Annotated in this window: 18 protein-coding genes and 1 pseudogene; 7 read left to right on the plus strand and 12 right to left on the minus strand. The window is 74.2% G+C overall.

The window, feature by feature from the left end:
• Positions 1-71 precede the first annotated feature (71 nt).
• Both HNR10_RS31875 and HNR10_RS29770 read left to right on the plus strand, forming a co-directional pair.
• The gene (locus tag HNR10_RS31875; protein ID WP_312889459.1) at positions 72-1,283 is read left to right on the plus strand and encodes a sensor histidine kinase; all 1,212 of its coding nucleotides are present in this window, start codon (positions 72-74) and stop codon (positions 1,281-1,283) included.
• Positions 1,283-1,936, plus strand: coding sequence for a response regulator (locus tag HNR10_RS29770; protein WP_179829281.1), 654 nt, complete (start codon positions 1,283-1,285; stop codon positions 1,934-1,936). Before HNR10_RS31875 ends, HNR10_RS29770 begins: the two co-directional genes overlap by 1 nt.
• Positions 1,937-1,981: 45 nt before the next feature.
• Here HNR10_RS29770 and pip read toward each other — a convergent pair whose 3' ends face one another.
• A complete protein-coding gene (gene pip / locus HNR10_RS29775) occupies positions 1,982-2,926 on the minus strand; it encodes a prolyl aminopeptidase (protein ID WP_179829282.1) in 945 nt (314 codons plus the stop codon).
• 82 nt (positions 2,927-3,008) lie between these two features.
• Here pip and HNR10_RS29780 point away from each other — a divergent pair, with 82 nt between their 5' ends.
• A complete protein-coding gene (locus tag HNR10_RS29780) occupies positions 3,009-3,464 on the plus strand; it encodes a TIGR03618 family F420-dependent PPOX class oxidoreductase (RefSeq protein WP_179830045.1) in 456 nt (151 codons plus the stop codon).
• A gap of 90 nt (positions 3,465-3,554) precedes the next feature.
• On the opposite strand, the gene HNR10_RS29785 is transcribed toward HNR10_RS29780, so the two are convergent.
• The 5 genes and pseudogenes from HNR10_RS29785 to HNR10_RS32080 form a co-directional block, all read right to left on the minus strand.
• Positions 3,555-4,019, minus strand: a complete 465-nt coding sequence (locus tag HNR10_RS29785) for a hypothetical protein (RefSeq protein ID WP_179829283.1) — start codon at positions 4,017-4,019, stop codon at positions 3,555-3,557.
• A gap of 60 nt (positions 4,020-4,079) precedes the next feature.
• A complete protein-coding gene (locus HNR10_RS29790; protein WP_179829284.1) occupies positions 4,080-4,787 on the minus strand; it encodes an ArsR/SmtB family transcription factor in 708 nt (235 codons plus the stop codon).
• Between the two features lie 62 nt (positions 4,788-4,849).
• The gene (locus tag HNR10_RS29795; protein ID WP_179829285.1) at positions 4,850-5,632 is read right to left on the minus strand and encodes a putative protein N(5)-glutamine methyltransferase; all 783 of its coding nucleotides are present in this window, start codon (positions 5,630-5,632) and stop codon (positions 4,850-4,852) included.
• A gap of 155 nt (positions 5,633-5,787) precedes the next feature.
• On the minus strand, positions 5,788-6,714 hold the full coding sequence (locus tag HNR10_RS29800) for a ribonuclease Z (protein ID WP_179829286.1): 927 nt from the start codon (positions 6,712-6,714) through the stop codon (positions 5,788-5,790).
• 338 nt (positions 6,715-7,052) lie between these two features.
• Positions 7,053-7,646, minus strand: a pseudogene (locus HNR10_RS32080) (phosphotransferase); the annotation flags it as partial.
• On the opposite strand from HNR10_RS32080, the gene HNR10_RS29810 reads away from it, so the two are divergent.
• Positions 7,632-8,060 carry a helix-turn-helix domain-containing protein gene (locus tag HNR10_RS29810; protein WP_218898138.1) on the plus strand — a complete coding sequence of 143 codons (429 nt, stop codon included), beginning with the start codon at positions 7,632-7,634 and terminating at the stop codon, positions 8,058-8,060. The pseudogene HNR10_RS32080 and the gene HNR10_RS29810 sit on opposite strands and share 15 nt — an antisense overlap.
• Entirely contained in the window at positions 8,057-8,896 is an 840-nt protein-coding gene (locus HNR10_RS29815) for an alpha/beta fold hydrolase (RefSeq protein ID WP_179829287.1), read from the plus strand. Before HNR10_RS29810 ends, HNR10_RS29815 begins: the two co-directional genes overlap by 4 nt.
• Positions 8,897-9,020: 124 nt before the next feature.
• On the opposite strand, the gene HNR10_RS29820 is transcribed toward HNR10_RS29815, so the two are convergent.
• Complete coding sequence (locus tag HNR10_RS29820; protein ID WP_179829288.1) at positions 9,021-9,671, minus strand: response regulator; 651 nt, start codon at positions 9,669-9,671, stop codon at positions 9,021-9,023.
• A gap of 111 nt (positions 9,672-9,782) precedes the next feature.
• Here HNR10_RS29820 and HNR10_RS29825 point away from each other — a divergent pair, with 111 nt between their 5' ends.
• The gene (locus tag HNR10_RS29825; protein WP_179829289.1) at positions 9,783-11,315 is read left to right on the plus strand and encodes a serine hydrolase domain-containing protein; all 1,533 of its coding nucleotides are present in this window, start codon (positions 9,783-9,785) and stop codon (positions 11,313-11,315) included.
• On the opposite strand, the gene HNR10_RS32085 is transcribed toward HNR10_RS29825, so the two are convergent.
• The 5 genes from HNR10_RS32085 to HNR10_RS29850 all read right to left on the minus strand — a co-directional run bounded on the left by HNR10_RS32085 (position 11,303) and on the right by HNR10_RS29850 (position 16,019).
• Complete coding sequence (locus HNR10_RS32085) at positions 11,303-12,586, minus strand: sensor histidine kinase (protein WP_179829290.1); 1,284 nt, start codon at positions 12,584-12,586, stop codon at positions 11,303-11,305. The genes HNR10_RS29825 and HNR10_RS32085 overlap by 13 nt on opposite strands.
• A gap of 84 nt (positions 12,587-12,670) precedes the next feature.
• Entirely contained in the window at positions 12,671-13,204 is a 534-nt protein-coding gene (locus HNR10_RS29835; RefSeq protein WP_218898141.1) for an MmyB family transcriptional regulator, read from the minus strand.
• Between the two features lie 809 nt (positions 13,205-14,013).
• A complete protein-coding gene (locus tag HNR10_RS29840; RefSeq protein ID WP_246407745.1) occupies positions 14,014-14,691 on the minus strand; it encodes an NADP-dependent oxidoreductase in 678 nt (225 codons plus the stop codon).
• A 282-nt stretch (positions 14,692-14,973) separates the two neighbouring features.
• The gene (locus HNR10_RS29845; protein WP_179829291.1) at positions 14,974-15,435 is read right to left on the minus strand and encodes a VOC family protein; all 462 of its coding nucleotides are present in this window, start codon (positions 15,433-15,435) and stop codon (positions 14,974-14,976) included.
• Positions 15,432-16,019, minus strand: coding sequence for a DinB family protein (locus tag HNR10_RS29850; RefSeq protein WP_179829292.1), 588 nt, complete (start codon positions 16,017-16,019; stop codon positions 15,432-15,434). The genes HNR10_RS29845 and HNR10_RS29850 overlap by 4 nt, the downstream gene beginning before the upstream one ends.
• 62 nt (positions 16,020-16,081) lie before the next feature.
• Here HNR10_RS29850 and HNR10_RS29855 point away from each other — a divergent pair, with 62 nt between their 5' ends.
• A complete protein-coding gene (locus tag HNR10_RS29855) occupies positions 16,082-17,095 on the plus strand; it encodes a helix-turn-helix transcriptional regulator (protein ID WP_218899146.1) in 1,014 nt (337 codons plus the stop codon).
• Positions 17,096-17,193 lie beyond the last annotated feature (98 nt).

Raw genomic sequence — 17,193 nt, forward strand, 5'->3', positions numbered from 1 at the left:
CACGGGTGCGTAGGCGCTCTGCGCCGTGGGAGGGACGCGGTGGGCGGGCGGGGCGGCCTAGGGTCGGTGGTGTGTGGGAGCCGTGGAGTTCTGGCCGTATCCGGACGCTGGTCGCCGATGCGGTCCTGGGTGTGCTGATGGGCCTGGTGGCGCTGGTGGCGGCGCGCGGGCAGCTGGCGTGGCGCGGTCGGCCGGGCCCGGGCGGGCACTGGGGCGGGCCGGGCTGGGGTGAAGGTCCGGGCTCGGAGGCTGTGTGGGAGTCGGTGGTGCTGCCCTGGGGTGTGTGGGCGGGTGTGGGGCTGCTGGTGGTGGCGGTGGCGGTGCGTCGGGTGTGGCCGCGGGTGGGTGTGGTGGCGGCCGCCGCGGGCACGGGTGTGTTCTTGGCCTGGGGTGCGGGGCCGGGGCCGGTGCTGGTGTTGGCGGCGCTGGTGGTGTTCTCGGCCGGGATCCGGATGGCGCCGGGCCGGTTCGTGGTGTGGGTGGGTCCGGCGGTGGTGGCGGCGGGGCTGGTGTCGCAGGCGGGTCGGCCCTGGTGGGGGTTGCTGGACGGTGGTGCGGCCTCGGCGGTGGTGTTCGCGGTGGGGTCGATGGCGGTGCCGGCCGGGGCGGGGGTGTTCGTGCGGGCGCGGCGGGAGTCGCGGGCGCGTGCGGAGGCCGAGGAAGTGGAGCGGCACCGGTTCGAGGAGCGGTTGCGTATCGCCCGGGAGGTGCACGACCTTGTGGGGCACAGCTTGTCGGTGATCAGTATGCAGGCGGGTGTGGCGTTGCACGTGGTGGATCGGCGTCCGGAGCAGGCGTCGGTGGCGTTGGAGGCGATCCGGGAGAGCAGTCGGGCGGCGTTGGAGGAGTTGCGGGGCACGTTGGCGGTGTTTCGCGGTGAGGGTGTGGAGCGTGCGCCGTTGGCGGGGTTGGGCCGGGTGGAGTCGTTGGTGGGGGAGTTGAGGTCGGCGGGGCGCTCGGTGGAGGTGGTGTGGGAGGGGGAGCCGGTGGAGGTGCCTGGCGCGGTGGACCATGCGGCGCTGCGGATCGTGCAGGAGGCGTTGACGAACGTGGTGCGTCATGCGGGTGATGTGCCGGCGCGGGTGAGTGTGGTGTTCGCCAAGGGTGAGTTGGTGGTGCGGGTGCGTGATGAGGGTCGGGGTGCGGGTGTGGTGCGTGAGGGGGCGGGGATCGCTGGGATGCGTGAGCGTGCCCGTGCGGTGGGTGGGCAGGTGGATGTGGGTGCTGTGCGGGGTGGGGGTTTCGAGGTGGTGGCGGTGTTGCCGTTGGCGGGTGAGCGGTGATGGTGGTGCGGGTGGTGGTCGCCGACGACCAGGCGCTGGTGCGTATGGGGTTGCGGGTGTTGTTGGAGGCCGAGGATGACGTGGAGTTGGTGGGGGAGGCGTGTGATGGGGCCGAGGCGGTGCGGGTGGTGCGCACGGTGCGGCCCGATGTGGTGTTGATGGATGTGCGCATGCCGGTGATGGACGGGTTGGAGGCGTTGCGGCGCATCGCTGGGGATGAGGAGTTGTCGGGTACCCGGGTGGTGGTGCTGACCACGTTCGAGCTGGACGAGTACGTGTTCGAGGCGTTGCGGGCGGGCGCGTCGGGGTTCTTGATCAAGGACGAGGATCCGGCGCAGATGTTGGCGGCGGTGCGGGTGGCGGCGCAGGGGGAGGCGTTGTTGTCGCCGTCGGTGACGCGTCGGGTGGTCTCGGCGTTCACCTCGCGTGCTCCGCAGCGGGGCGAGGTGCCGCGGTTGGAGTCGTTGACCGAGCGTGAGCGCGAGGTGGTGGGGCTGGTGGGTGAGGGGTTGAGCAACGAGGAGATCGCGGGGCGCCTGGTGGTCTCTCCGGCGACGGCGCGCACGCACGTGAGCCGGTCGATGGTGAAGTTGGGGGCGCGCGATCGGGCGCAGCTGGTGGTGTTCGCGTTCCGGGCGGGTCTGGTGCGCTGAATCCGCGGGCGGTCGCCCCGTCCCGCGGCGGGGGTGCGGGGGTGGTCAGGGCAGGTCGGCGTAGCGGTCGGTGGCGGCACGGGTGGCGCCGTGGAGGGTGATGGTGCCGGCGCTGTGTCCGGCTCCTTCGACGATGACCAGGTCGGCGCCGGGCCAGGCACGGGCGAGGTCGTAGGCGATGTCGGCGGGGCCGCTGATGTCCAGGCGCCCGTGGACCAGGGTGGCGGGGATGTGGGCCAGGTCGGGGGTGTGGGCGAGCAGGTGGCCCTCGGGCAGGAACGCGGCGTGGGACCAGTAGTGGGTGACCAGGCGAGCGAAGGTCATGCGGAAGTCGGGGTCGGCGTAGCGCCGGTTGGGGGTGAACCCGGGGGTGGCCGAGACGTGGGTGTCCTCCCACTCGCACCAGGCGCGGGCGGCCTCGAAGCGCACCCGCGGGTCGGGGTCGGCGAGCAGGCGGGCGTAGGCGCTGGACAGGTCGCGCGGGTCGGCGTCGGGTCCGGCGGCGGCGCGGAAGCGTTCCCATTGTTCGGGGAAGACGCGGCGCATGTCGTGGGTGATCCACAGGACTTCGCGGCGTGTGGTGGTGGTGAGGGCGAGCAGGACCATGGCGCGCACGGGTTCGGGGTGGGTCTGGGCGTAGGCCAGGGCCAGGGTGGTGCCCCAGGAGCCGCCCAGGACGAGCCAGGAGTCGATGCCCAGGTGGTGGCGCAGGGCTTCGATGTCGGCGACCAGGTGGTGGGTGGTGTTGGTGGACAGGTCGGTGCGGGGGTCGGCGGCGCTGGGGGTGCTGTGTCCGCTGCCGCGCTGGTCGAGCATGATGACGCGGTGGCGGGTGGTGTCGAAGAAGTCGGTCCAGCCGGCGTGGGCGCCGGAGCCGGGGCCTCCGTGCAGGACCAGGGCGGGGCGGCCGCGGGGGTTGCCGTGGGCCTGCCAGTACAGGGTGTGGCCGTCGGTGGTGGACAGGGTGCCGTGGGCGTGGGGTGTGCTCATGGTGGTTCCTGGGGTGATGGGTGGGCCGTAGGGCCGGGGGCGGTGCGGAGGGCTGTGGGGGCGGGCGTACGCTTCGGTGCTGTTGGTCGTCAATGTTGCAGGTGAGGTGCCCGTGTCCGGTGTTCCCGATTCGTTTCTGGCTTTTTGGCGTGCGCGCCACCTGTGCACGTTGGCGGGTCCGCGCCCTGACGGGAGTGTGCACCAGGTGCCGGTGGGGGCGACCTACGATCCGCAGGAGCACCTGGTGCGGGTGATCACGTCGGCGACCAGTTTCAAGGCGGTGAACCTGGCGGCGCGGCCGGGGACGCGGGTGTCGGTGTGCCAGGTGGACGGGCGCTGGTGGTCGACCCTGGAGGGGCCGGCGCTGGTGGTGGCCGATCCGGAGGAGGTGGCCGAGGCCGAGCGCCGTTACGCGCTGCGCTACCGTCCGCCGCGCCCCAACCCCGACCGGGTGGTGATCCAGGTGCGTGTCGAGCGGGTGCTGGGCAACGTGCGCCCCGAACCGGCATTGCAGGAGCCGCGGGCCGAGGCGGTGTAGGGGGATGGGCCGCGCACTCGGGCAGGTCCGGGCGCGCTGGTCGCCGGAGGTGCGAGCGCGCCCTGGCGGTCTCGCACCGCCGGGCCGCGGTCAGGGGCGCCGTCGTGCGCGCAGGCGGTCGCGGATCCGGCGGGCCGACCAGAGCACGCCGCCGGTGGTGGCGGCCAGGGCGGCCACCACGGCGCCGATCCCCTGCATCCAGTCGGTCACCGAGGGGGCCGGGGCGCCCGCGGTGTCCGTGCCGGCCCGGCCGGTGCCGGTGTCGTGCGTGTGTGCGGGGGCGCGCACGATGACGGTGGTGCCGTCGGCCATCTCGATGACCGCGGGTGCGCGCACCGACAGTGCCTGTCCGGGGGTGGGCGCGACGACGGGGTAGGAGGTGTCCTGGTCGGGCGGTGCGTGGGCCCCGCCCTGGTCGCGTTGGGCGTTGAGGGCGTAGACCCCGGCGGCGGTCGCGGTGAGCAGACCGGCCAGGAACAGCGCGAACAGCAGGGACCGGGTGCGGGTGCGGGGTGAGGTGGCGGCCGGGGGGTGTGGGCGGTGGGGGTCGCTCATGGCGGCCACGATGCCCGCCGCGGCCCCGGGGGCGCAAGCGCGTGCGGGGCCGGTGCGCCTTCAGGTGGGGACGTGCACGTCCCACAGCCGTTCCAGGGCGGCGCGGCCCTGGTCGGTGACCTGGAGTGCGCGGCCCGAGCCCACGCGCCGGCACCAGCCCGAGTCGAGCACCCAGGCGCACAGTGCGGCGCCGGCGGCGCCCGCCAGGTGGGGTCTGCGCTCGGTCCAGTCCAGGCAGGAGCGGGCGAGTGGGCGGCGTCCGCTCCGGGGCAGGGCGATGCCGTGTTCGTCGAACCAGGCCAGGCCCGCCCGGGTCAGCGCGAATCCGGTGTCCTGGGCGAGTAGGCCCTGGCGGGTCATGGCCTCGGTGAGTGCGCATCCCAGGTGTCCGGCGAGGTGGTCGTAGCAGGTGCGGGCCCGGGCCAGGGCGGCGTCGGCGCGTTCGCGGCGCAGGGTGGTCGCGGGGGCGGTGTTCGGTGCGGGGGCGGCGTGGGCGGCCAGGGATTCCACCAGGTGTGCGGTGGCGGGGTCGGCCAGGCGCACGTAGCGGTGGCGGCCCTGGCGGTGCTGGGTGAGCAGGCCGCCTTGGACCAGGCGGGTCAGGTGTTCGGTGGCGGTGGAGGGCGCCACCCCGGTGTGGCGGGCGAGTTCGCCCGCGGTCCAGGCGCGTTCGTCGAGCAGGGCCAGGCACATCGCGGCGCGGGTGGGGTCGGCGAGCAGGCCCGCCAGGCGGGCCAGGGCGGCGGCGTGGTCGTGGGGTGGGCGCATGGGTCCAGGTCGGGTCGTGGCCGGGGCGGCCGCCGCGGGGGGCGGCCGCCCCGGCCCGGTGGTCACAGGGTGCCGATGATGACGGTGGCCTCCTGTTCGGGGCTGTGGCGGACCCGGCAGGTGAGGCCGGCGCGGGTGAAGGCGTCGCGGGCCGTGGGGACCTGGTCGTCGCTGACCTCCACGAGCAGGTGGCCGCCCGGTGCGAGCCAGTGCGGGGCCTGGTCGCTGACGCGGCGGACCAGGTCCAGGCCGTCGGGGCCTCCGTCCAGGGCGCGATGCTGTTCGTGTTCGCGGGCCTCTGGGGGAAGGAGCGCGATGTGGCCGCTGGGGACGTAGGGGACGTTGGCGAGCAGGATGTCGACGGTGTGGGCGAGGTGGTCGGGCAGGGCGTGGAAGAGGTCGCCCTGGTGCAGGTGGGCGCGGGGCAGGTTGTGGCGGGCGCAGGCCAGGCTGGCGGGGTCGATGTCGGTGGCGTGCAGGCGCAGTCCGGGGTGGTGGTGGGTCAGGGCCGCGCCCAGGGCGCCGGTGCCGCAACACAGGTCCACGGCCACGCCGGTGGGCGGGGCCAGGGCTGTGGCCTGGTGGGCGAGGAACTCGCTGCGGGGGCGGGGGACGAACACGCCGGGGTCCACGCGCAGGCGCAGTCCGCAGAAGCGGGCCCAGCCCAGGACGTGTTGCAGGGGTAGTCCGGCGCTGCGGTGGCGTGCCATGCGGTCGAGTTCGTCGGGGGTGCGCGCGGTGGCGGTGATCAGGGCCGCCTCGTCTTCGGCGAAGACGCATCCGGCTCGGCGCAGGCGTTGGACCAGGGCCGACGAAGGGTCGGCGTCGGGGTGTGGGAGGACCACGGAAACCTTTCGATCACGTGGGTCGCCCGTGTTCAGGGGGTGGTGGTGCCACCCCGTGGTGAGGGCGTCCCTGTGGTGACTGCGAGGATCGCTGCTCACCTCCCCTGGCCGTGTCGTGCGTGTGCGGGTGCCAACCTACACCATGGGCGGTTCGGTCAGCGGCGGGGTGGGAGCGCGATGCGGTCCAGGTCGTGGGCCAGGTGGATGGTGCCGTCGAACTCGGCGGCGGCCTGGTCGAGGAAGCGTTGGTCGTCGCCGTGCTCGTAGCGTTCGGAGATGTGGGTCAGGACCAGGGTGCGCGCGCCGGCGCGGGCGGCGATGCGGGCGGCCTGGCGGGCGGTCAGGTGGCCGTGGGCGCGGGCCAGGTCGGCTTCGGCGTCCAGGTAGGTCGATTCGATGACGAGCATGTCGGCGCCCTGGGCCAGGGCCAGGGCCTGGTCGCATTCGCCGGTGTCCATGACGAAGGCGAACACCTGGCCGGGGCGGGGGCGGGCGCACTGGGACAGGTGGACGGTGTGGCCGTGGGGGGAGGTGACGGTGCCCTCGCGGCGCAGGCGCCCGACCAGGGGTCCGCTGATGCCGTGGTCGGCCAGGGCCTGGGGGAGCATGCGCCATCCGTCGGGTTCGGCCAGGCGGTAGCCGTAGGTGGGGATGGAGTGGGCCAGGGGCAGGGCGCTCAGGCGCAGGTCCTCCTCGCCCAGTGGGCAGCTGCCGTTGCCGTCGACGCCCTGGCCCAGGATGAGGGCGCTGTCGTGGAAGGAGCTGGCGTGGCGCAGCCGTTCCCAGTAGTGGCGGCCGGAATGGGGGTAGGCGACGCGGACGGGGTGGGTGAGGCGGTCGCGGGCGATGCGTTGGATGATGCCGGGCAGGCCCAGGCAGTGGTCGCCGTGGAAGTGGGTGATGCACACGCGGGTCAGGTCGGAGGCGGCCAGTCCGGCGTGGCGCATCTGGCGCTGGGTGCCTTCTCCGGGGTCGAAGAGGATGCCGTGCTGGTCCCAGCGCAGGAAGTAGCCGTTGTGGTTGCGGCGTTTGGTGGGCACGGCGCTGGAGGTGCCCAGGATGTGGAGTTCGCGTGCGGACATGGCAGGGATCCTGCCACAGCCCGCCTGCGGGGGCGTGCTGGTCGAGGCGGTGAGGGGAGCCACTGCCGGGCTGGTCGTCGCGGTCGTGGTCGCGGCGGGCGCGGGGGCTCTACGGGGGCGGGCGCGGCGGGGGTTCGTCCAGGACCCGCTCGAGCGCGGCCCGGCCCGCCGGGCCCCAGGCCGGTTTGCCGCCGGGCAGGCCGCGGTCCCCGTTCTGGCCCATCAGCATGGGGAAGAGGCTCTTCAGGGCGGCCAGCCCGCGGGCTCGCCGGAGCTGGCCTGGTCGGTGCGTCCGCGGGTGCGGGCACATGCAGCGCCCGCAGGAACGCCGCCAGGGTGTGGGCCGCGTCCTCGCCGCGGGTGATGGATCCGTGGTCCAGCGGCTGGCCGGGCACCCACGTCATGACCGTCCACAATTCGTCGAACCGTGCGCAGGGCGCGCCGCCGCGCACCGGGACGGGCAGGGGCAGGCGGGGCGCGAGCAGCGGCAGCCACCGGCGTTCCTTGAGCTGGTGGTCGGGGTCGGTGTCCATGCGCTGGATCCGCACAGCCAGCTTGTCCCCCAGGCGCCACAACTGGTTGCCCCAGCCGCCCTGGACCTCGCGCAGGGGCAGCTCGGCCAGGTCCGGGTGCTGGTCCCGTAGGAGGTCGCGGATGAGGTCCGCGGTGATCTCGGTGTCGATCCCGCTCATGGCGAGCGACCCTACCGGGGTCCGGGTGCGGCGAGGCCGTGCGGCCGGTGCGAGGCGGGTTCGGTGCGTCGGCTCGGCTGTCATGGCTCGCGGGCCGGTCACCTCGGTTCCTTGGCGGAGCGGGGGCGGTGGAGGGCTGGGTCGGGCCGTGTGCGGGCCCGATCGAGCACGTAACTTCCTCATTTTCCTCCTTTTGGAGGGAAGGATAGGGAAGGATAGGGTGTGATGGTGGCAGAACATCTCTACTCCGTGGACCAGGTCGCCGAACTCCTGGGACTACACGTGCGCACCATCCGCAACTACGTGCGCGAGGGGCGGCTGCGTGCCGTCCGCATCGGCAAGCAGTACCGCGTCTCGGCCGCGGACCTGGAGGCCTTCACCGGCACCCCCGCGCCCGGGCCCCCGCCCGACGCCGTGCCCCGCCACGCCGAGGCGTCCAGCATCGTCGAGATCGACGGCGTCGACGCCCGCACCGCCGACCGCGTCACCACCCTGCTCACCAGTTCGGCTTCCGGCCACCGCCCCGGCGGGCGGCCGCTGCGCGTGGAGACCGTCTACGACCGCGACCGGTCGCGGATGAAGGTCGTCATCCTGGGCGGCCTGAGCGAGACCGCCCGCCTGTTCGACTACCTGGAAGGGGTCCTGGCCCCGTGACGACCATCTATTCCTCCCCCGGCGGGGAGCGCGTGCTGCGCGAGCACTACCTGCGCGCGTTGCGGGCCTGGCCGGTGCCGGCCGAGCACCTGCGTGTGCCCACCGGGCAGGGGGAGACGTTCGTGCTGGCGTGCGGTCCCCGGCAGGGGCCACCGGTGGTGCTCCTGCACGGCTCGGGCGCCAACGCCGGCGCCTGGAGGGGCGACATCAGCGCCCTGGCGCGCGCCTCGCGCGTGTACGCCGTCGACCTCATCGGCGAGCCCGGCCTGAGCGCCCCCTCGCGCCCGCCGCTGGAGGGCGAGGACCACGCCCGGTGGCTGGAGGAGGTCCTGGACGGGCTCGGGCTCACCGACACGGCCGTGGTGGGCATGTCCCTGGGCGGTTGGGCGGCCCTGGACCTGGCCACCCGCCGGCCGGGGCGGGTGCGGCGCCTGGGGCTGCTGTGCCCGGGAGGGCTGGGCCGCCAGACCATGGGCAGGATCATGGCGGTCCTGGCCCTGCGCGCCCTGGGCCCGTGGGGCCAGCGCCGGGCGGTACGGGCCATGACGGGGCTGTCCGCGACCGAGGCGGCCCCCGTGCTGGAGACGCTGGAGCGCACGTTCAGGCATTTTCGGCCGCGGACCGAACGCCTACCCGCGTTCTCCGACCAGGCACTGGGCGCGCTGACCATGCCCGTGCTGGCGTTCGTGGGCGATCGCGACCTGATGTTCGACTCGGCCGAGAGCGCGGCGCGCCTGCGCGCGTGCGTGCCCCACGCCCAAATCAGGGTCCTGCCCGGTACCGGGCACGCGATCCTGGGGCAGGGCGAGGCGATCGCGGAGTTCCTGGCCGGGTGAGAGACGCCCCGGGACCATCGCGCTTCGGTGACCGGTCGGGCGCCCCCAGAGCGGGCACAGCGAGTCCTACCGGTCGCGGCCGGCGTGGCCAGGGGCGCTCGCACCGCGCGGGAACGGGACCGGTTCAGGGGCCGGTGTCGAGCAGGCCCGCGTCATAGGCCACCAGGGCCGCCTGCACCCTGGTGCGCACGCCCAACCGGGCCCGGACCGCGTCCACGTGCGTCTTGACCGTGCTGGCCGCCACCCCCAGGCGTTGGGCGATCACGGCGTTGGTCAGGCCGTGGCCGATCAGGGACAACACCTCGCGCTCACGCGGGCTCAGCGCTTCGACCCGCTCGCGTGCGCCGCGCGAACGGGAACCGTCCAGGTGGTCCAGGACCCAGCGGGCCACCGGCGGTGACAGGAACGCCCCGCCTGCGGCCGCCGCCCGTACCGCGGCCATGAGGTCGCCCGGGTCACCGGTCTTGAGGACGAACCCGCTCACCCCGATGTCCAGGGCCGAGGCGATGTAGGCGTCCTCACCGAAGAGCGTGAGCATCACGACCGCGGTCTCGGGCGCCTGGCGGCGTACCCGCGCGGCGGCCGCCAGGCCGTCCATGCGCGGCATCCGGATGTCGAACAGGGCCACCCGGGGGCGGTGGCGCACCACCTGCTCGACGGCCTGGTGCCCGTCGGCGGCCTCGCCCACCACGGTGATCTGCGGATCTGCGCTCATGATCGCGCGCACACCCGCGCGCATCATCGACTCGTCGTCGGCCAGGACCACACCGATCATGACTGCGGCTCCCCTCCCCTCCCCGCCCGGTGCCCGGCTCCCCCGAAAGTCAGGGTCGGGCACCACGAAGACCCGATGCGGGCCCGGCGCCGCCGTTCCTAGGTTCGACCCATGCACACTCGCCTTGGTACAGCGCTGGCCACCCTACTGTCCGTCCTGGTCCTGGCCGCCCCGACCACCCCCGCCGCGGCGGCGCTCCCTGCACCGTCCCGGGCCGCGGGGTCGGGGCAGGCGCCCGTGGACACCGCCCGTATCGACCGGTACGTGCGGGAGTACGTCCAACGCCAGGGGTTGGCGGGGGTGTCGGTGGCGGTGGTGAGCCAGGGGCGGGTGGTGCACACCGGCGGCTACGGGCACGACTCGCGAGGCCGCCCGGTCAGCGCCCGGACCCCCATGCTGACCGCCTCGCTGTCCAAGTCCTTCACCGCGATGGCCGTCATGCGCCTGGTGGAGCAGGGCGAGATCGCCCTGGACGACGCCGTCACCGACCACCTGGTCGAGTTCGACCCCCGCGATCCCCGGGCCGAGCACATCACCGTGCGCCAACTCCTGGACCAGACCTCAGGCATGGCCTCCCAGGGGCTGCTCTCACCGGAACGGCGCGCCAAGCACAGCTCGCGCGAGGCCGTGGCGATCCTGGCCACCATGGAGTTGGCCGCCGAGCCCGGCACCCGCCACCACTACTTCAACGGCAACTACTGGATGCTGGCGCGCCTGGTCGAGGTCGTGTCCGGGCGGCCCTTCTCCGACTACCTCGACGACAACGTCCTGTCGCCCCTGGGCATGGCCGACAGCGGCACGGCCCTGGACGGGGAGCGCGCCGTGGCCGGATTCGAGGGACTGGAGTGGGGCCACGTCCCCCTGTACGGGGTGTCCGTGCCGCGCCGCGAGCCCCCGGACTTCTCCGGCGGCGCGGGCGGGGTCGTCTCGACCGCCCAGGACATGGGCCGCTGGCTGGCCCCCTTCACCAGCGGCGGAGCCACCGTGCAGGGGCAACCGTTCGTGTCGGCCGAGACGATCGACACGCTGCTCACCCCCTCCGACCCCCAGGAGCGCTACGCGCTGGGGTGGCGGCCCGTGCCGGGTGAGGACCGGATGGCGCACAGCGGCGCCCTGTTCGGCTACACCGCCTACCAGACCGTGGCCCAGGACCGCTCCCTGGGCGTGGCGGTGCTCAACAACAGCCTGACTCCCCTGGACACCGCGCAGCCGTTGGCGGTGGCGCTGCTGGACCTGGCGCAGGGGCGCGAACCCGACCAGCCCGTGCCGGTGCACCGGATCATCGACGCCGTGCTGGGGGCGCTGGCCCTGGTGACGGTGGTGCTGGGTGTGCGGCGTGTGCTCGGAGCGCGGGCGTGGGCCGCGCGCATGGCCGGCCGTGCCCGGTGGCGGCCGGTGGCCCGGTCGGTGCCGCGTCTGCTGCCGTTGGCGCTCATCGCGGCCTACGCGGTACTGGGCGCGGCTTCGGGAGCGGCCGCCTCGGTGGTGTGGGAGGTGGGCGTGGGCGGTGCGTGGCCGGTGGCGTTGACGGTGTGGCTGCTGGTGGCGGCGATGGCCAACACGGCCACGGTGGTGGTGCGCGGGTACTGGCTGCGCCGGGAGCGCGTCCGCCCCCGGGCGGGGGCGGACGCTCACCAGCCGTAGAGGGCGGCCAGGCCCGCGACGGCGCAGGTCAGCGCGGTGGTGATCACGACGGTGCGGGCCAGGTCCCAGCGCAGCCGCCGCCACGCGTGCGCGGCCAGGTGCGGGGGCAGGGCGTCCTCGCGTCCGGGGTCGGCCGCGGCGGGCGCTGGGGCCGTGGTCGCGGGGGTGTGGGGCAGATGGGCGCGCACCTGGAAGCCCTCGCCCAGCGGCGCGGCGCTCAGCGTGCCGCCGGCCAGGCGCACGCGTTCGCGCAGGCCGACCAGACCCGTCCCGGTACCGGGCGGTGCGGTCGGGGGCGGATCGGCGGGTGCGTCGTTGGTGACGGTCAGCGCCGTGTGCGCGCACGCGTGCTGGACCTCGATGTCGACCCGGGCGCCGGGGGCGTGCTTGGCGGCGTTGGTCAGGGCTTCCTGGACCAGGCGGTGGACGGTGCGCTCGACCAGGTCCGGCACCGCATCGCCGGGTTCGGTGCCGGTGTCCGGTGTGGTGCGACAGTGCACACGCATGCCGGACGCACGGGCGCGTTCGACGAGCTCGGCGGTGCTCTGGGGGGCCGGGGCGTGCGGATCGTGGGCGCCCAGGACGCCGATGACCTGGCGCAACCGCTCGGCGGCGCGGGCGGCGCCCAGACGCAGGTCGGTGGCGGCCGCACGGGTGCTCTCGGGGGTGGGGTCGGGGGCCACCTCCAGGGCGCCGGCGCGCACCGCGAGCAGTCCGATCTCGTGGCCCAGGGAGTCGTGCATGTCCTGGGCGATGCGTTCGCGCTCGCGTCGGCGGGCCTGGTCGGCGACCCCGTGCCGTTCGCGGCGGCGCAGTTCGGCACGGGTGCGCAGGTGGTCGCCCGCGGCCCAGGCCAGGACCACGGGGAGGGGGAGCAGGGCGAGCGACCCCAGGGACAGGGTCGGGCTCCTCCACACCAGGGTGGCCAGAGCACCGGCGAGGGCGGTGGCGAGCAGGGCGCGAAGGACCTGTCCCTGTGTGCTCGTCCGCCCGGCGGGGCGCACCCCGCGGCGCCCGATACCGAAGGCGACCACCGCGGCGGCCAGCACCGCGTTGGCGCTCCACAGGGCGAGGGCGGTGGTCGCCGCCAGAGCCGGCCAGGGCCGGCGCCGGCGCCCGGCCACCGCCACGACCAGCAGCGAGGCCGCCGCGGCCAGCAGCCACCAGGGGGAGTCGAAGAGGCGGTTGAGCAGTGCGAGCGGCACCAGGGCGATCGCCAGGGCCAGGTCCTCGCGTGTGGTCGGGGACTCCGGTGCCGGTGGTCGGTCCACTGCTCTCCCTGTCGATGGCGTGCTCGCCCCCAGGGTAGGCGCATGGCAGGCCGGGCCGGTCGGGGGCGGTCGCGGGGGCGGGGGTCAGTGCTCGGGTGCGGGATGTGGGCGCGGGGCGCGCTCGGCACCGGAGGCGGTGAGGCTGCCCAGCAGGGCGAGCGCCTGCTCGGAGGTGCTGCCCGGGGCGGCGTGGTAGACGACCAGCTGCTGGCCGGGGGCGCTGTTGACGGTCAGCGTCTCGTAGTCCAGGGTCAGCTCTCCCACCAGCGGGTGGCGCAGGCGTTTGCTCTCGTGGGTCTTACGGCGCACATCGTGGCGGGTCCGGAGCCGGGCGAACTCCTCGCTCTTCAGGCACAGCCCGCCCACGGTCTCCACGGGCCGGGGGTCGTCGGTGCCGGTCGCGGTGCCGCCGCGCAGGGCGGCGACCGTCGCGGCCGCGACCTGGTCCCAGTCGGGGTAGGACTCGCGTGCGCGGGGGTCGAGGAAGACCAGCCGCAGCAGGTCGGCGCTGTGGGTGTGGCCGTCGAAGAGGGCCGCGCCCAGGGTGTTGTGCGCCAGCACGGTCAGGCGGGGCCCCAGGGCCAGGGCGGGGGGCGGTGCCAGCGCAGAGTTCAGCACCGCTGTCCGAGTGGGCGCAGGGGTCGTGGCCGAGCCGGTGGACCCCCGCTGGTGCGGAGGGTCTGCCTCTATCGCGGACCCCGGAGGCAACCGCTGGAAGATGGCCCGGGCATCAGAGGCGAGGTTCGACGCCCCAGGCTCGCTGACCGCCGTCGGTGGCTGAAACCTCTTCAGGAACAAGGGCCGAGAAGCGCAGACCGGCCATCATCGGTCGCTGGACGCGTAGTGGTTCCAGCTTCCTCCGGCTTCGGTGAGCACGTGCGTGGTGGTCGTGTCGTGGGATCCGAGGGCCCGGGTGATGACCGCAGCGGCGGCTCGGGGAACACTCAGGCTGCATCCCGGTCGGTGGTCAGCAGGACGATGCGGCTCGCGAGGTGGGCGAAGAGCAGCGTCAGGCGGGCCGCCGCTCGGGAGCGCAGTGGCCCCGTCCTCTCGTCCAGGACTTGGTGCAGGCAGTTCGAGGCGTCGGTGCCGGGTGAGCCGCGGCCTTTTGGTTCTGGTCGGGCGGGGAACGTCGGCCGTGAGCGGCTCCGGGCTCTCTGTGATGGTGTTCGCGCGCACGGTGACCGTGCTCACCACCGAGAGTCGGTACAGCGACCGCTGTACCCGTCTCGTTTTGCCTGGCCGCAGCGCCGCCTGAATAACGTTGCGGGCCCCGCTCGGCGCCTCAGGGGGTGAGCACAGCCCTCGAAATGCCTGACCTCCGATAAGGCCCGCTTATCGGAGGTCAGGCTTCGGGGGTTTCTGAGCCCTGTCGAGAGTCAACGCAACTGATTGCGTTACGGAGAAACGTTTCCAACGAAACGAAATTAGAGAAGGGTCCCGCGACCCTGGGACGACACCGGGCGTGGGCACGCACGCCCACGCCGGGCCGGCCCCGGCTCGGCCAGGGGTCGATCAGGGGGCGAGGACGACCGTCTTGCCGGGCAACCGCCCGGCACCGGCGTCCTCGTGCACGTCGGCCAGGTCGGCCACCGGCCGGCGGGCGGCGGGCGGCGGGCGGCGAGCTGGACCACGAGGCTGCCCACCGCGCCGCCCACCCCGTTGACCAGGACACGCTGACCGGATGTCAGCTCGGCGAGCTCGAACGCCGTCTGCCAGGCCGCCAGCCCGGTCAGCGGCAGCGCCGCGGCGTCGGCCAGCGCGATCGACCGCGGCGCCGGAGCCAGGGACTCGGCGGGGACGAGCGCGTACTCGGCGGCGCCGCCCGCGGAGTCCAGGGGCAGCATGGCCACCACCGGGTCCCCGACCCGCACGTCCCCCACCCGCGGACCGAGTGCGGCGACGGTGCCCGACAGGTCGATGCCCGGCACGTAGGGGAGATCGATCGGGAGCATCCGGGCCAGTGCCCCGGCGCGGATGTGGTCGTCGACCGGGTTGAACGAGGTGGCCGCCACCCGCACGAGCACCTGGCCGGGGCCCGGTGACGGACGGTCGACGTCCTCGTAGCGCAGGACCTCGCTGGTGCCGAACCCGTGGAAACGCATGGCCTTCAAGGGGTTCTCCTGTCGGGTGTGTCGGCGTCCTCGCCGGACGGGCGAGGCGATCGGGCGGGAAGGTCGTGGACTCCGGGGCGCTCAGGCGGGCCGCACGGACCTGCTGGAGTCGCCCGCCGCCACGCGGCCGCGCTCACCCGCATCGCCGCCACCGTGCGCCAGGACATCGAAGGACGCTGAGGCCGGGCCCCCGCGCAGAAACCTCGCCCCGGGCCGGAAGGCGGACGCCGCCTCCCGGCCCGGGGCGAGGTGAGGCCATGCCGACCGGGCGCGTCAGTCCAGGCAGAACTCGTTGCCCTCGGGATCGGCCATCACGATGAAGCCCGCGCTCAGCGGCGGAGCGGGCTCGTCACGGCGCAGCCGGGTGGCGCCCAGGGCCACGAGCCGCGAGCACTCGGCCTCCAGCGCCGCCATGCGCTGCTCGCCCTGAAGGCCCGGTGCCGCGCGCACGTCCAGGTGGACGCGGTTCTTGGCGACCTTGTCCTCGGGAACCTGCTGGAAGAAGATCCGCGGTCCCTCCCCGTCGGGGTCCTCGATGGCGGACTTGGCGTTGCGGTGCTCCTCCGGCACGCCGATCCGGGCGAGGAAGTCCTCCCAGGCGGCCAGCGGGTCGGCGCCCTCGGCCAGCTCGACCCCGGGCGGGCCGGGGTGGACATAGCCCAGGACGTCGCGCCAGAACGTGGACAGGGCCCGCGGGTCGTGGGCGTCGAAGGTGACCTGGATCCGGCGGCTCATCGGGTGGCTCCGTTCGTGGTGGTGTTCGAGTGCAGGTAGAGGTCGCGCAGCAGGCAGACCTCGGCCAGGTGGTGGATCAGCTCCCGGTGGATGTGCAGCACCAGGTCCGCCATGGGCCGCTGCGGGTAGGGCTCTTTGTCGCCGACGGGCACCTTCAACCCGGCCTCGCCCAGCTCGCGCACCCCCGCCGTCCACACCTGGAGCTGGGTGCGCAGCTGTTCGAGCGCCTCCTCCGCGCCGCCCGCGTAGTCCCAGGTGTCGTAGTCGGCCGCGGGAGCGCCGAAGTGGGCCGCGTTGCGCATGGCGAGCACACCGACGATGACGTGGCCCAGGCGCCAGGCGATCGTGGTGAAGGGCGCGGGGACCGGCTCGGGGTAACCGAAGTCGATGGTGAAGGCCCCCGAACCGCCCTGCACGGGCGCTGTGGAGGAGCCGCGCGGCCGTACGCTCCAGGCCCCGGGCACCGGTGACCAGAAGTACTCGTCGTCGGTGAGGCCTTCGAGTCTGTCCCGCAGTTGGTGGTCCCAGTGGTGTTGCCACTGGTCCAGCAGTGAGCCGTTCACATCGAAGTGTTCTGTGTCCATGGCTTCAATCTCCCAGCCGAACCGGACAGGATCGGTCCGCTATCGTCCAAAGAATGGGCAACATGGACGCGGAGAGCGGTGCGGAGCGGGGCACCACCGAGCGGGTGCTCACCCTGCTCGGCTTGTTGCAGCAGCGGCGGGTGTGGACGGGGCCCGAGCTCGCCGGCCGGCTCGGTGTCACCGCGCGCACGGTGCGGCGGGACGTGGAGCGGCTGCGGGCGCTCGGCTACCCGGTGCACGCGGACCAGGGGGTCGGCGGCGGCTACCGGCTCGGTCGGGGCCAGGAGCTGCCGCCGTTGCTGTTGGACGACGAGGAGGCGATCTCCACGGCGGTCGCGCTGCTGGCCGGGGCCGGCGGCGCGGTCGCGGGGGCGGGGGAGGCCGCTCTGCGTGCCCTGACCAAGCTCGACCGGGTGCTGCCCACCCGATTGCGCGAGCAGGTGCGCACGCTCGCCGAGGCGGTGGAGTCCTTCGGCGGCGGTCGCACGCCGGTCGACGCCGAGGCGCTGATGACGCTGGCCCGTGCCTGCCGCGACGAGGTCGAGGCGGGTTTCGACTACTCCTCCGGGGGCGGGGTGCGGCGCCGTCGGGTGGAGCCCTACCGGCTGGTCGCCTCCGACCGGCGCTGGTACCTGCTGGCCTTCGACCTGGACCGTGGCGACTGGCGGACCTTCCGCCTGGATCGGATGAGCGCGGTGGCGGCCAGGACGTGGCGCTTCCGTCCGCGTCCGGCGCCGGAGGCGGGGCCGTTCGTGCAGGAGGGGGTGGCGAGCCGGGTCTACCGGTACCAGGCGCGGTTCCTCGTGCACGCCCCGGCCGAGACGGTGCGGGCGCAGGTCCCGGCGTCGGCGGCGCTCGTGCGGGACCTGGGGGACGGGAGCTGTGAGGTGGTCAGCGGGGCCGACGACCTCGACTTCGTCCTCGTGCACGTGGCGCGGTTGGGGCACGGTTTCGAGGTGCTCGAGCCGCCGGAGCTCGCGCGGCGGTGCCGTGGGCTGGCCGAACGCTTGTGGGCGGCCGGTGGGGCGGATGATCCGGCTGGGCTGCCCGATGCGTCCGGTCCGCGTGAGTCGTGAACCGTCCCCGCTTCGCGGCGTGAGGCGTGCCCGCTTCGCTCCGGGTGCTCCCGCGCAGTGGCCGGAGCCGCGGGGAGAGCGACCCGGATCGGACATCG

It is taken from the genome of Nocardiopsis aegyptia, assembly GCF_013410755.1.
In the GTDB taxonomy this organism is placed as follows: domain Bacteria; phylum Actinomycetota; class Actinomycetes; order Streptosporangiales; family Streptosporangiaceae; genus Nocardiopsis; species Nocardiopsis aegyptia.